9 protein-coding genes are annotated in these 15,781 nt (G+C 39.0%); 8 read left to right on the top strand and 1 reads right to left on the bottom strand.

From position 1 onward, the window contains the following. Positions 1-71: 71 nt before the first annotated feature. Positions 72-938, bottom strand: coding sequence for a helix-turn-helix domain-containing protein (locus tag BUC06_RS05160; RefSeq protein WP_073330614.1), 867 nt, complete (start codon positions 936-938; stop codon positions 72-74). A 255-nt stretch (positions 939-1,193) separates the two neighbouring features. On the opposite strand from BUC06_RS05160, the gene BUC06_RS05155 reads away from it, so the two are divergent. The 8 genes from BUC06_RS05155 (at position 1,194) to BUC06_RS05120 (ending at position 15,744) form a co-directional block, all read left to right on the top strand. After that, positions 1,194-2,072, top strand: coding sequence for an AraC family transcriptional regulator (locus BUC06_RS05155; protein WP_073330611.1), 879 nt, complete (start codon positions 1,194-1,196; stop codon positions 2,070-2,072). 419 nt (positions 2,073-2,491) lie between these two features. Beyond that, positions 2,492-5,452: a SusC/RagA family TonB-linked outer membrane protein gene (locus BUC06_RS05150; protein WP_083563970.1), complete on the top strand. Its 2,961-nt coding sequence runs from the start codon at positions 2,492-2,494 to the stop codon at positions 5,450-5,452. Between the two features lie 15 nt (positions 5,453-5,467). Beyond that, positions 5,468-7,105 (top strand): SusD/RagB family nutrient-binding outer membrane lipoprotein, encoded by a 1,638-nt coding sequence (locus BUC06_RS05145; protein ID WP_073330608.1) that lies wholly within the window; start codon positions 5,468-5,470, stop codon positions 7,103-7,105. Positions 7,106-7,293: 188 nt separating this feature from the next. After that, on the top strand, positions 7,294-8,580 hold the full coding sequence (locus tag BUC06_RS05140; protein ID WP_073330816.1) for an MFS transporter: 1,287 nt from the start codon (positions 7,294-7,296) through the stop codon (positions 8,578-8,580). Positions 8,581-8,622: 42 nt separating this feature from the next. Next, positions 8,623-9,594 carry a glycoside hydrolase family 130 protein gene (locus BUC06_RS05135; protein WP_073330606.1) on the top strand — a complete coding sequence of 324 codons (972 nt, stop codon included), beginning with the start codon at positions 8,623-8,625 and terminating at the stop codon, positions 9,592-9,594. A 128-nt stretch (positions 9,595-9,722) separates the two neighbouring features. Next, positions 9,723-11,957, top strand: coding sequence for a GH92 family glycosyl hydrolase (locus tag BUC06_RS05130; protein ID WP_073330604.1), 2,235 nt, complete (start codon positions 9,723-9,725; stop codon positions 11,955-11,957). 31 nt (positions 11,958-11,988) lie between these two features. Continuing rightward, complete coding sequence (locus tag BUC06_RS05125) at positions 11,989-13,416, top strand: glycoside hydrolase family 125 protein (RefSeq protein WP_073330602.1); 1,428 nt, start codon at positions 11,989-11,991, stop codon at positions 13,414-13,416. A 180-nt stretch (positions 13,417-13,596) separates the two neighbouring features. Then, positions 13,597-15,744 carry an endo-beta-N-acetylglucosaminidase H gene (locus BUC06_RS05120; protein ID WP_073330599.1) on the top strand — a complete coding sequence of 716 codons (2,148 nt, stop codon included), beginning with the start codon at positions 13,597-13,599 and terminating at the stop codon, positions 15,742-15,744. Positions 15,745-15,781 lie beyond the last annotated feature (37 nt).

Genomic DNA, 15,781 nt, shown 5'->3' with positions numbered 1-15,781 from the left:
TGTTTTAATATATTGATTTTGATGATACAAATATAGGGTGGCTGTAAGCCGGATTCAATAGATAAAAAGACTTAAATGTTGTACTTTTTTCCCGATGAGTAGTTTTTCTTAAAATTTGATGGTGTGTTTCCTGTTTTGTTGGTGAAAAGCCGGTTGAAATAGGCAGGATCTTCATAGCCAAGATCGTAGGCAATTTCTTTAACGGGTTTATCGGTGTAGAAAAGAAGCCTTTTCGCTTCCAGTAAAATTCTGTTGATAATCAACTGATTCGGGGAGTCTATATTTAGGTTTTTAAATTTATGCGTTAATGTTTTCGGAGCGATATGGAGAAGCTCTGCATAATCTGCCACATTGTGCTTCTCTCTGAAATGAATTTCCAGATACCTGCTGAAGTCCCTGAAAACATCCAGCTCGCTGCCGGGAATTTTGATGGTGTCATTATTAAGATGCTGCTTTTTCCAGTTTCTGGTAGCCCGGATGATGATCTGTTTTACATAGGTTCTGATCATTTCCTCAGCAGAAGAATCTTTCCATTCTAGTTCATTTTTTATATGTTGAAATAAATTTTTAATGTCAGAACTTTCTGTATCATTAAGCTCTACAAAAGGAATTTCAAATACATTGTGAAAAAGAAGTCCGTCGCATGCTACTTCTTTATCATGAATCTGAATACAGTAGAAATCACGGTTATAATAGAGCAGTGTAGCTTTCTCTTTTCCTATTTCTATCTTCAGGTGCTGGCTGGTAAGAAAGAACAGGGAGGGTTTTGAGATTTTATAATGATTAAAATCTACGGTAAGTGCATAGCCTTCCGGAATGAAAAGAATTTTAATGTCATATCTGAATTGATTTCCGTTGATGATCCCCAAATTGTCTTCGGAGAATATTTCAAGGCCAAGTTTTTTATAGTGATCTTCAAAAATAAGCTGCTTCTGCATACAATTACTTTAGTCTAAAGATACAAAAAAGAAGGTTTTACGAGTATTAATAAATGAAACCTGTTTTTATACGCATTATTTTAGAGGATTCATAAGGTTTCTATTATCCATTATAGGGGCGATGTTCAATTTTTGTTTCACTTTTTTAATTAAAAACAGAGAAAAAATAAAAATTATATATTAGTTGATTAGTTTTTTATCAATTTTGTAAAAAGTACTGTATTGAATGATAACTTTAACTTCTTCAAAGATTAAATGAGCAAGCTAGAAAATATTTTGAGAGAAATCACCCCGTTATCTCCTGAGGACAGTTTTCTTGTATTTGACAGGATAAAAGCCTCCTTTGATTTCCCTTATCATTATCATCCGGAGATTGAGATCAATTTTATCATCAAAGGAAAGGGATACCGGCGTATGATCGGTGACCATACAGGAGAGATCGGCGACATCGAACTGGTACTGGTAGGTCCCAATTTACCACACTGCTGGGCCAACCACAAGTGCAAAAACCGCAAGACCCATGAGATCACAGTACAGTTCAATCAGGATTTTTTTAATCAGTCTATGATGGATAAAAATATTCTGAAACCGATCAGCAACCTCATGAAAGACTCAATTCGGGGAATCTTATTTTCGCAGGAAACCGCTGAAAAAGTGAAAGAATCCTTTCTCAATTTATCAAAAATGAACAGCTTTGAATCTTTTATCGAGATCATGAAAATTCTCAATGAATTGGCCATTGCAGAAGATAAAACCGTATTGTCATCCTATAGTATAGAACTTGAAACCTTCGCTGATAATGACAGGATGAAGATTGTTCATGACTTTGTCCATAAGAATTTTGAAAATAAAATAACACTCCATGATGCTGCTTCGCTGATCAATATGAGCAGTGTCACCTTCAACAGATTTATTAAAAAAAGAACCGGTAAAACTTTTGTGAATTATCTGAATGAAATCAGAATCAGCTATGCTGCTCGGTGGTTAATGGAGAAAAATCTTACCGTTTTTGAGACCGCTTTTGAGGCTGGATTTAATAATATAGCCAATTTCAATAAAGTTTTTAAATCTATTAAAAAAACAACTCCTACTGAATTTAAAGAACTTTTTAAGGGGGTGAAAAAAATTGAGTAACCTATTTTAAATTAACGAAATACATTGTATATACCCAAGATCCGGATACCTCTATCCGGATCTTTTTTTGATGGGGGACAGATGCTTTTTAGTCAAAAAGTGTTAAAAAAACAGCAGGTAAATCATGCAAAAAACAAAAGTTTGAAATGGATGTACTATGCTGCAAATCAGAGGGTAAATCTGGTATCTAAAAAAGACCTGAAAAAATAATATCGTTTTATGATAAAATAGCATTATATCAGGCTGTGAACAAAATTTAGATTTGCTAATATGAATTAAATCTTAACAAAACTTTAATTATTTAATGCATATGGAACATAATGTTGAAGAAAGAAGAAGATTCATCTTATTTTATATGGTAAATAATATATAAAGTGATGGAATTGATTCTTAAATAAATCTTAATAAAACTAAACCTTATGAGAAAAACTGTTATACCGGTTTTATTAGTTTTTTCTTTGTCTGCTTACGCACAGGAAACTAAAAAGGCAGATACTGCTAATACAACCAAAATCGAAGAGGTGGTTGTAACCTCTTTAGGAATAAAAAGGCAGGCCCGTTCTTTAACGTATTCAAGCCAGCAGATCGGTGGAGACGAACTTACAGCAGTGAAAACTCCCAATTTTTTAAATTCTATCAGTGGAAAAGTTTCCAACGTACAGATCAATAGAACTAACGGGGTGGGAAGTTCGGTGAGGGTTTTAATGAGAGGGAATAAATCAGCCAACAGCAGTCAGCCGCTATATGTAATAGACGGTATACCTATTATAAACGGGGTTGGCAAAGCTCCCGAGGCCAGCCAGTATTCTACAATGCCTGATGCAGGAGACGTTTTAAGCTCCATCAATCCGGATGATATTGAAAGCATGAACTTCTTAAAAGGGGCTTCTGCTTCTGCTCTTTATGGCTCTATGGGTGGTAATGGGGTTATACTGATTACAACTAAAAAAGGAAAATTAGGGAAAAGCTCTATCACTTACAATACCAGTCTGACGGTAGATCAGGCATATAGTCTTCCCAAGCTGCAACATAGCTATCTTTCTTATGATCCTGCAGTGTCTGGCCAAACGCCGGGTGTTTCCAATGAAAGCTGGGGGGCAAAAGGCGCTTCTAAGGATCACTTGAAAGATTTCCTGCAAAATGGAACGACATGGGTTAATAGCCTTTCTTTCCAGTCAGGAACAGAAAAATCAACAAATTATTTCTCTATAGGAAATACTACAAATAAAGGGATTGTACCTTCTTCTTATTTTGATCAATACAATGTTTCTTTTAGAAATTCCAGCAAATATCTGAATGATAAATTAACGTTGGATGCTAATTTTATTGGTTCGTTACAGAACAGTGTCAACAGACAGACTCCCGGTGTTTCTTTTTCACCTTTAGTCAGTTTATATTGGTTGCCAAGAGGAGTAGATTTTGATCAGTATAATAATAGTAACTATTCTTATATCGACAAAACGAGATTGTTACCTGCTCAAAACTGGTGGGCGATAGGACCAGATGGAAAATTCAACGGAAATCCTGCAACGCAAAACCCTTATTGGATATTAAACAGAAATAAAGTTACGGTTAATAACAAAAATACGTATAGCGCTTTATCTCTTGCCTATCAGATTAATCCTTGGTTATCTGCAAGGGTAAGAGGGAATTATAGCTGGAATGTGACGGATAGCCAAAGAGGAGTCTCAGCCTATTCAGATCCAAATCTTATAACGAGTAGCGGAATTAATGGAAGGCTTCTTCAAAACAAATATGAAAACTCTTCTACTTATGGGGATGTCTTATTGGTAGGAAGTCCGAAACTGAGCGAAGATATTTCACTGGATTTTACAGTTGGTGGAAGTATCAATACTTCAAGAAATACAGTTACAGAAATTGATAATGCCTACTTGTCAGCTCCGAATTTATTTACAGTCAGTAACCTTCAATGGAATGTAGACCGGAGCGTAGGAGATGGGTTTCATCATATAAATTACAGTACTAAAAAACAAATACAGTCTGTTTTTGCAAGTGCATCTTTGGGGTATAAGAATATGTTTTATGTAGATATGACCTTTAGAAATGATTGGGATTCTACATTGGCTTTTACAGGAACTAATGGATACGATTATGAATCTGTAGGGGTTAATGCTGTCTTATCCTCCATCTTTAAACTGCCTGAAACTATTAATTTTTGGAAAATCAGAGGATCTTATGCTACCGTAGGATTGGGACTACCCGCCAATTTGACAACTGCAACAACTCCATATAATACTGCTTACGGATATATTGTGGATGCTGGTCAAATTTTATATCCTAAATATTCACTCGTGACAGATCCTGCTTTTAGTGAATTGTTTGTAAAACCGGAGCTCAATAAGACTTTTGAAGTGGGGACTGAATTAAGATTGTTTAAAAACCGATTGAATTTTGATATTACCTATTACAATTCAAAAGCTACCAACCAGCTTCTGCCAGTTACGATCTCCTCTAATTTAGGAGGTTTGCCATCCGGTTCCTATTATGTAAACGCTGGAAAAATACAAAATACAGGTTTTGAATCTTCTCTGTCCTATAAAATATTTGATTCAGGAAAATTCGGCTGGACGGCTAATTTGAATGGGTCTACCAACAAAAACAAAATTGTGGAATTATTTCCAGACAGGTTAAAAGTTCCGGAAAATCTACCTCTTGCACTTACTGGTGGAGGTGCTTATACGAAACTTAAAGTGGGCGGATCTTTCGGCGATATCTATGGGATCAAATTCCTGAGAGATGACCAGGGGAGAATTCTGGTTGATGCTGATGGAAAACCTTTGGCAGAGAAAAACATCGGCTATTTGGGGAATCCGAATCCTAAATTTATGTTAGGGTTTGGCAACACTTTTAATATTGGAAAATTGGGGATTTCTTTTCTTGTTGATGGGAAATTTGGGGGTAAAGTGCTGTCTCTTACAGAAAAAGCAAATGATATGCTTGGGGTAAGCCAGACGAGTGCGTCAGCCAGAGATGCAGGCGGAGTAGCTATCCCGAATGCTGTATATGCACCGGGAACTCCGAATGCAGGAGCAGCATATACCGGGCTAACCGATGCTAAAGTTTATTATAAAGCTGTAGGAGCGAACCAGGAAGGAGCAGGAATTGATGAAGCTTATATATACAGTGCAACCACTGTAAGACTGCGCCAGGCATCTATAGCCTATACTTTTGATATTAACTCCAGCTACCTGAGAAACACAACTGTAAGTATAGTGGGAACAAATCTGTTTTTCTTTTATAAAAAAGCACCGTTTGATCCTGAGCAGGTTTCAGGAAACACACCTGGTGGTGTAGGAGTGGATTCTTTTGGGATACCAATTACCAGATCTATCGGATTATCATTAAAAGCTAACTTCTAAATATACCATACTGAAATGAAAATAATTAATTTTAAAACTTATATAATTGGAGTAGCAGTGTTTTTTTCTGCCTCCAGTTGCACCGGAGATTTTGAAGAGTTTAATCAGGAAAAAGTCGGTGGTCCGGAAAATTTTTATGCAGATTTTAAAGCAATTGTAGATCCCATGAAATCCATACAAAGAGGTTTTCAGGCAGATTATCAGTTAGCAACCAATCTTAATGCAGATATGTATAGCGGAATGTTTAGTACAGCATCACAATTTAATGGAGGAACAAATAATCTCACCTACTTAATGATGGATGGCTGGAACAATAGAATCATTGCGAGACAGCAGGATACTTTTAATAATTCTATTATCATTGATAATGCCGCAAAAAACAATTATCCGGGAATAGATTTCACAGCAACTTTTGCAGTTAAAAAAATATTGAAAATTCTTACAGCATCAAGAGTTTCAGATCGCCACGGACCCGTAGTATACAGCAAATATGACACGCCTAATGCAAACGGGATTACAGATTTCGATTCTCAGCAGGACGCTTACAATAAGTTTGTTAATGATCTTACCGTTGCCATTTCTGATTTACAAAAAGTACAAAATACTTCAGCAACGCAGAATGTAGAAGATAAAAGTGTGGTGAAAAAATCAGATTTGATTTATGGTGGAGATATAGCCAAATGGGCCAAGTTGGCCAACTCTCTTAAGCTGAGGTTTGCTTTGCGTATGAGTTATGCTGATCCCGCAAAATCAAAACAGTATGCTGAAGAAGCTCTGGCCTCATCCGCAGGATTAATATCTGATAATGCAGACAATGCTTTAATCAATGTTGGGCAACACGAATTAAGTTTTATTATCTATTCGTGGGGTGACTGTTCTATAGGGGCACCCATTATGGCTTATATGAATGGATTCAAAGATCCAAGACTACCTGCGTATGCCAATCCGGCAACTGATCCGGCAACCTATATCAATGGCAAACCTCAGTATATAGGAATACGTCAGGGTATTAATTTAATCAATGGACAACCTACCTATGGTGGCTATTCTCAACCGGCAGCAAGAGCTGCCAGCGGTGATTATTTTTCCGGTGTAAACGGAAAGTTCAAATTGTTTACTGCTGCTGAAACCTGGTTTTTAAAAGCTGAAGCAGCCTTGAGAGGTTATTCGGGTGCAGGTGATATACAAGCCAATTATCAGGCGGGTGTCAGCCAATCTTTTGGGGAATGGGGTAAAAGTGCTGACGTAGCTGCTTATCTTACGGATAGTGTTTCTACAGAAGCTCCTTATATTGATCCTAAAAATTCAGATAATAATGTACTTGCCGGGGATTCACAATTAAGTACAATTACAATTGCCTGGAACAACGGCGATTCTAACGAAAAGAAACTGGAAAGAATTATCACGCAAAAATGGCTGGCTCTTTATCCGGATGGTCCTGAAGCATGGACAGAACAGAGAAGAACAGGATATCCGGTTTTATTCAAAGTCAGAAAAAATGATAGTGGAGGATTAATTAATACAGATCAGATGATCAGAAGAGTTCCGTTTACAAATGACACCAAAAATTCAACTTTTAATTACGCACAGGCCGTTCAGCAGTTAGGCGGTCCTGACAACGGAGCCACCAAACTATGGTGGGATAAAAAGTAATAATTTTAAGCAGATCAATGATCAGGATATAGAGGCCGTCTCAAAGGTTAGATTTAATTTGTTTTTTTCATTTCGGAAGGAGAAATTTCTTAAAACACTTGTTTCAGAATTCTTCAATTTTAGTTTCGTTTCAATCCGGAATGCCACTTTTGAGAGGCCCTCTTTTCTTTATCTATTTTAAATTGAATATGGAAAACAACAGCTCTGAAACCCGTTCGGTAAAACCAATCCTCTGGATCTCTACATTGTATTTTGCAATGGGGATCCCCTTTGTGACCATTAATGCGGTCTCCGGGATTATGTACAAGGACATGGGCGTTTCAGACTCTAAGATCACATTCTGGACAGCGCTCATTATGTTTTCCTGGACATTGAAGCCTCTCTGGAGCCCTTTTCTGGAGATCTACAAAACAAAAAAATTCTTTGTAGTGGCCACTCAGTTTGCTATAGGAATTTTATTTGCATTGATCGCACTGACGCTGCCCTTGCCGGATTTTTTCAAATACAGCATTGCCCTATTCGCAGTGGTTGCATTTTGTGGCGCCACGCATGACATTGCAGCAGATGGTACCTATATTAATTTTTTAACAAACAAAGAACAGGCAAAATATATCGGCTGGCAGGGCGCTTTTTATAATCTGGCCAAAATTATCAGCAGTGGGGTGCTTGTTTATTTCGCCGGAGTTCTGGAAAAAACAAAAGGGGTTGTTAATGCCTGGATGATCATCATGGGAATTTATGGCCTTCTGTTTTTAGCTTTAGCTATGTATCATTATGCGATTCTGCCGAAAGAAAATAAACAAAAAAAAGCAACCAAAAAGGCAGGGAATATCCGTAAGGAGCTACTGGAAGTAATTACTTCTTTCTTCAAAAAGAAAAATATTATGTGGGCCGTATTGTTCATTATCCTTTACCGTTTTGCAGAAGGATTTGCAATAAAAATTGCGCCTCTATTTTTCAAAGCTCCGAGAACGTCAGGCGGATTGGGATTGTCTACATCAGATATTGGACTTATTTACGGAACGTATGGTTCAGCAGCATTTATTTTAGGATCTGTATTGGCGGGTTATTTCATTGCGGGCAGAGGACTGAAAAGATCTCTGATCTGGCTGTGTTCGGCCTTTAATATTCCATTTGTAGTTTATGCATTGCTGGCTTATTTCCAGCCAACCGAGTTGCTTCCTGTAGGCGTTGCCGTTGTGGTAGAATACTTTGGCTACGGATTCGGTTTTGTAGGGTTGATGCTCTACATCATGCAGCAGATCGCACCGGGTGAACATAAAACGGCTCATTATGCTTTTGCCACCGGTATTATGAATCTTGGAGTCATGATTCCCGGAATGTTCAGTGGGATGATCAGCGATTGGATAGGATATAAAATGTTCTTTATCTGGGTACTCGTTGCGACGATTCCTGCTTTTATTGTAACCCTCTTTGTTCCGTTCTCCTATTCTGAAAAATTAAAAGAACACTAAATCATTTATTAAACATATTAAATAAAAAAGTAAAAATACTTTATGACATTTCAACCAGCAAAGATCCCTTGGCAGGATCGTCCGGAAGACAGCCGTGATATCATGTGGCGTTACTCTGCAAATCCGATCATCAACAGATATGCAATCCCTACGTCCAACAGCATTTTTAACAGTGCGGTGGTTCCTTTTGAAGATGGGTTCGCAGGAGTTTTCCGTTGTGACAACAAAGCCGTGCAGATGAATATTTTTGCAGGCTTCAGTAAGGATGGAATCAATTGGGAGATCAATCACGATCCTATTGACATGAAATCTGGAAATACTGAAATGATAGAATCCGATTATAAATACGACCCTCGGGTTGCCTTTATAGAAGACCGGTACTGGATCACCTGGTGCAATGGATATCATGGCCCAACCATCGGAATTGCCTATACATTTGATTTTAAAGAATTCTTTCAGTGCGAAAATGCATTCCTTCCTTTCAACAGAAACGGAGTTCTTTTCCCTGAAAAAATAGACGGTAAATATGCCATGCTGAGCAGACCGAGTGATAACGGACATACCCCTTTCGGAGATATCTACATCAGCTACAGCCCGGATATGAAATATTGGGGCGAGCACCGGTGCGTAATGAAGGTAGCACCGTTTGAAGACAGTGCGTGGCAGTGCACAAAGATAGGCGCGGGGCCTGTTCCGATTAAAACGGATGAAGGATGGCTGCTTTTCTATCATGGAGTAATTAATACCTGCAGAGGATTCCGTTACTCAATGGGAGCATCGCTGCTGGATCTTGAAGATCCGTCAAAAGTACTGTACAGAACGAAACCTTATTTACTGGCTCCGGCAGAATTGTATGAGCTTACGGGAGATATTCCCAATGTGGTGTTCCCGTGTGCTGCTCTTTCAGAAGGAGATAAGGTAACCGTCTATTATGGAGCGGCGGATACCGTTGTGGCCATTGCATTTGGATATATTTCTGAAATCATTGACTTTATGAAAAAGAATTCGCTTTAAATGGATTAAAATCTGAGGAATATGCTGGTTAACTTTATTTTCCTGCTTGTTGAAATCATTGTTATGGTTTTTATATTGTTGAATAAACCCTTATCTTGAGAAATTTTTAAGATTTCCCTATTATGATTATGAAAAAAGAACTGCTTATAATTTTATCACTGATCCTGTTTTCTCATGCTGGAAATGCCCAGCAAAGGAAGAATGATGTTCTTTCCTGGGTAGATCCTTTCATAGGAACAGGAGGGCACGGTCATACCTTTCCCGGAGCGACTATCCCTTTTGGGATGATCCAGCTCAGTCCGGATCAGAATACCAAAAGTGGCGATTGGGATTGGTGTTCCGGGTATCATTACAGCAGTAAAACCATCATGGGATTCAGTCATAATCATCTCAGCGGAACGGGCTGGGCAGATTTGGGAGATATTTTAGTGATGCCAACCGTTGGGAAAATAAAGATGCTTCCGGGTTCGGAAGACAAGCCGGAAAGTGGCTACCGTTCGACATTCAGTCATGAAAAGGAAACCGCTTCACCGGGCTATTATTCCGTGATGTTGGACAGCTACGGAATCAAAGCCGAGCTGACTGCTTCTCCGAGAGTAGGTTTCCATAAATATACCTTCCCAAAGAGTGAAGAATCCAATGTCATCATTGATCCTACCAATAAAATCTTCGGGAATATTTACCATACCCTTGTAAGCATAGAAGGAAACAATAAAATTAAAGGATACTGCTACAGCAACGGCTGGGGCGGAAAACGTTTTGCTTATTTCGTGATGGAATTTTCAAAACCTTTTAAATCCTATGGAACTTATTCCGAAGGAAAAATAAAAGAGAACGAAAAAATAGCTCTTGCAAAAGATGCCAAAGCTTACGTGAGATTTTCAACGGAGGAGAATGAAAGCATTGAAGTAAAAGTTTCCTTATCTCCCGTAAGTACAGAAGGTGCTCAGGAAAACTTTGATGCCGAAGCTAAGAATGTGAATTTTGCAAAGGCTAAAGAAACAGCTCAGAACACCTGGAGAGATCTCATCAACAGATTCCAGGTGACCGGCGGTACGGATGACCAGAGAAAAATCTTTTACACAGGAGTATATCATACTTTCATTGCGCCTAATCTTTATATGGATACCAACGGAGATTATGTAGCTGCTCAGGAAAATATGAATACCAAATGGTTTACCAACTACAGTACCTATTCCTATTGGGACGGCTTCAGGGCAACCCATCCATTGCTGACCATTATGGATCATAAACATACCAAAGAATTTGCCAACTCTCTGATCAGCAGATACACCGACCGTAAAGACCATATGCCGATCTGGGAATTGTGTGGTTATGACAACTTCTGTATGCTCGGCTATCATAGTGTATCGGTTATCTGGGACGCTATTTCAAAAGGGGTGCCGGGAATCGATCAGGAGAAAGCATTTGCGGCGATGAAAGATGCTTCTTTAACGGACAAAATGAGCAGCAGCGATGGTGGCGGAGGCCTGAATGATTATATTAAATTAGGCTACACTCCATCAGAAAACGGAGCCTCAGTTTCCGCAACGCTGGAATATGCGTATGACGACTGGTGCATTCAGCAGCTTGCCGAAAAATTAGGTAAAAAAGACGAAGCAGAAGTGTATAAAAAACGTTCCCTGAGCTTCCTTAATACGTTTAACAAAGAAAATAATCACTTCTGGCCAAAACAGAAAAATGGAGAATTCTTACCGGATTTTACTTTGAACGACTGGAAAAAACTTCAGCCGCACTGGGTTTCAGGAAACATTTGGGCGTATGATTTCTTTGTTCCCCATAAGATCGATGAAATGATGGATCTCTATGGAGGGAAAAAAGGATTCGAAGAAAAACTGGATAAAACCTTTACCGAAGAACTTAAGATGATCGGTGAGCAACACGTGGATATTTCAGGATTCATCGGTTCTCTTGGATTCGGTGACGAACCGGGGCACCATGTCCCTTACCTGTACAATTATGCAGGGGTTCCTTATAAAACGCAAAAAATGGTCAAATTCATCCGCGATAATATGTACGCAGCAAAGCCGGACGGCATTGTCAATAATGAAGACTGCGGTCAGATGTCTGCATGGTATATTTTCTCGTCATTAGGATTCTATCCGGTGACTCCCGGAAAACCTGTATATGCCATTGGTGCACCACAGTTTCCGAAAGTAGCCTTAAAACTGGAGAATGGAAAAACCTTCACGGTAATTGCCGATAAGATTTCTGATAAAAATATCTACGTTCAGAAAATGTTCCTGAATGGAAAAGAATTCAAAAGCTGGGAAATTAACCACAGTGATATTATGAATGGAGGAGAACTGAAATTTGTAATGGGAAGAAAACCTGTACAATAGATTAATAAAAAACAACGAAATATAAAGTATAATGGAAAGGAGAAAGTTTATAAAGACAAGTGCAATAGCAGGAGCAGGATTATTATTTACTCAAAATGTTTTTGCTAAAACATTGAGTATAGAAGATTTTCCGGTGGTCCGTGTACCGAAAGATAAAAGACATTTTACGAGTGAAGCGGTAGACACTGCCATTGCAGCTTTTAAAAAGAAAGTGAAGAATAAAGAATTATCCTGGCTTTTTGAAAACTGTTTTCCCAACACTTTAGACACCACCGTTTTTTACAAAGAAACGGATGGAAAACCCGATACCTACGTGATTACAGGAGATATTGATGCGATGTGGCTTCGCGACAGTTCTGCACAGGTTTTCCCATACCTGCAGTTCTCAAAGAAGGATGAAAAACTTCACAAGCTGATCTCCGGAGTGATTCACAAACAGACAGAATTCATCCTGAAAGATCCTTATGCCAATGCTTTTTATAATGATAACAATAAAATAAGCAAGTGGAAAGAATATGACCATACGGACATGAAACCAGGGATCCATGAGAGAAAATGGGAGATCGATTCATTGTGCTATCCTATCCGCCTCGCTTATCATTTCTGGAAGACTACCGGAGATACAAAACCTTTTGATAACAATTGGCTGCAGGGAATCAAGCTTACTTTGCAGACTTTTATAGAACAACAGAGAAAAACAGGTTTAGGCCCCTATCAATTCGAACGAACGACAGCCTGGGCTACAGATGGAATTCCGATGGGAGGTTATGGTTATCCGACAAAACCTGTAGGACTCATCAACTCTATGTTCCGCCCAAGTGATGACGCTACGATCTATGCTTTCCTTATCCCTTCCAATTTATTTGCAGTCTTGAGTTTACGTCAGGCAGCGGAAATGGTTTCACAGATCAAAAACGAAAAAACATTGGCTCAGCAGCTGAATAGTCTGGCAGATGAGGTAGACGCGGCCATCAAGAAATACGGGATCTACAATCACCCTCAATATGGAAAGATTTATGCTTTCGAAACCAATGGATTCGGCAGTTATAATTTAATGGATGATGCCAATTGTCCAAGCCTTTTAGGCCTTCCTTATCTGGGTGCCGTAAAAGCTGATGATCCGGTTTACATAAATACAAGAAATTACGTTTGGTCAGAAGACAATCCTTTCTTTTTTAAAGGAAAACTGGCAGAAGGAATCGGTGGACCACACATCGGTCTTGATATGATCTGGCCAATGAGCATCATTATGAAAGCCCTTACTACGAAAGACAGAAAGGAAATCAAATGGTGTATAGATACTTTACAGAAAACCCATGGAGGAACAGGCTTTATGCATGAGTCCTTCCATAAAGACAATGACAAAAAATTCACCAGAGAATGGTTTGCGTGGGCCAATACATTATTCGGAGAGTTGTTGTGGAAAACCTTTAACGAGAATCAGGATTTACTGACTTAGATTCGATATTTGCAGAAGGTGGCAGCATGCCCTTTATTCCCGTTTTTTAGTTGCAGTGTTTTACCAGAAATTCATTGAGGGAGAGCCTTGTGAAATTCTCAGTCCGTAGCTGATCATTTTCTTCTTTTTGAGAGAGAGTGAATAGATATCAATACATCAAAATAACTTAAAAAAAACATTATGAAAAAAGCCATTACTACATTGATCTTACTGATCATTCATGCAATACCTGTGTTGAATGCACAGCAGCTTAATCCCACGGGAATATGCTATGTGGAGGTGAATAATAACAATATCCTGAATGCCGGATCATACAAATTGCAGACCTCAGGGAATTATTTATTTAATGTTGTCAATATTTTTGCGGCCAATATCAATTACGATACAGGTCGTGGAAGAGCCTATCTGAGCAATAACAATAACGTAACCAAAGTGCTCACCAATGCTGATACCTATATAAAACCGCTTCAGAATAAAGGGATGAAGGTGGTTTTAACCATTCTGGGAAATCATCAGGGAGCCGGGTTTTGTAATTTTCCAACCCGTGAGGCAGCTAAAGACTTTGCCTTACAACTTGCTCATACGGTAAATACCTACGGGTTGGACGGGATCGATTTTGATGATGAATATTCTGATTACGGACAAAACGGAACAGGCCAGCCCAATGACAGCTCTTTTGTGATGCTTGTTCAGGAACTGAGAGCTTTACTTCCGGATAAAATCATTTCATTTTATTATTACGGTCCGGCAGCGTCAAAGCTTTCCTGGAACGGATTAAGAGTGGGAGACTATATCAATTACAGCTGGAACGCCATGTACGGAACTTTTTCCGCACCCAATGTTCCCCCTCTTACAAAAGCACAGATTTCCCCAGCAGCAGTCTGGATGGGAAATACTTCCAATTCTACAACAACAAGTTTAGCCAGCCAAACCAAAACCGGCGGCTACGGACTTTTTCTTTGGTATGACCTTCACGGAACCAATGAAACCGCGCAGCTTTCTGCCGGAACACAAACTTTATACGGACAGCAGACGGTTTTAAGCACTCCTTTGCAGTCATGGACGGCTGGAGCCAATTGTGATGCCCCAATCGGATTATTTACCAGCAACCTTACCGGAACAAGTGCAAAACTGAACTGGTCAGCGGTAGGAACCAATACTTATGATGTAGATTACAAACTAGCTTCAGCTACCACATGGACAAGCGCGGCAACATCGATTTCTGCTACTTCTGTTACCATATCCGGATTGACAGCCAATTCAGAGTATGACTGGAGAATCAGAACGAACTGCAGCGTGAAAAGTACTTATATTTTCGCTCCGAGATTCAAAAGTGCAGGCGCAACAACTCCTTCAGCATCAACCTCTCTTTTATTGGATGGCACCAGTGAATCCGGTTCGGCAGGAAATATGAATTTAAACGGTTCCGCATTATCTTTTGAAGGATGGATCAAACCTTCATCTTTCAAGTCAGGATCTCCTTACATTTCCTCTCTTATGGGAACGGAAGTGAGTGACAGTAATTCTGCATTCTTACGATTGGGAGATGCCAATCTTGCCAATAACAAACTTCAGTTTGTGGTAAGCATCAATAATGTTCAGCAAAAGCTGGCTTCAGTTACAGCACTAAATGCCAACACCTGGTATCACGTTGCAGCAACGTATGACGGTTCTGCTATGAAGATTTACATCAATGGCGTTCTTGATGCTACCAAATCCCAAACCGGAAATATTGCTTCCAATGGATCATTTAATGTAGGCTATTTATACAATACATCCAGAAATTTTAATGGTAAAATAGATGAGGTCAGAGTTTGGAGGAGAGCATTAAGTCAGACAGAAATCAGTCAGAAAATGTGTAATGTAACACTTCCTGCAACTTCTCTTGCTGCCTACTGGAAGTTTAATGAAGGCAGTGGTTCAACGGTTCAGGATAGCTCAGGAAACGGAGTTACATTGACACTAACAGGCGTAGATGCTTCCAATTGGGTAACAGATATTCCATGTCCGACAGGAACTCAGAAGGCTTCCGCAAGTGCTGAAAATCAAAAAATAAAAGGTTCAGAGCTGACATCAGCTAAAAAACAGATCAGATTGTATCCAAATCCTGTCAGTGCATCGTCACCACTTACGTTGTCTGTTCCTGAAGAATACAACAGAGGAAAATTATCGGTTTATAATTTTAATGGAAGTGCTGTTGAAACGAAAACATTACAGGCCGGAAATTATTGGTATGATCTGTCGAAGCTTTCAATAGGAAATTATATCATCCGGTTCGAATCTCAGGACGGCAGTTTGAAACAGACAGAAAAATTAATTATAAAATAAAAAACAGTCATTGGGCTTCGGCCCGATGATTTTATCA

The sequence above is a fragment of the Chryseobacterium carnipullorum genome, from assembly GCF_900142785.1.
GTDB lineage: Bacteria > Bacteroidota > Bacteroidia > Flavobacteriales > Weeksellaceae > Chryseobacterium > Chryseobacterium carnipullorum.
Note: the sequence above shows the minus strand (reverse complement) of the source record. Positions and strands in the feature narration are given on the sequence as shown.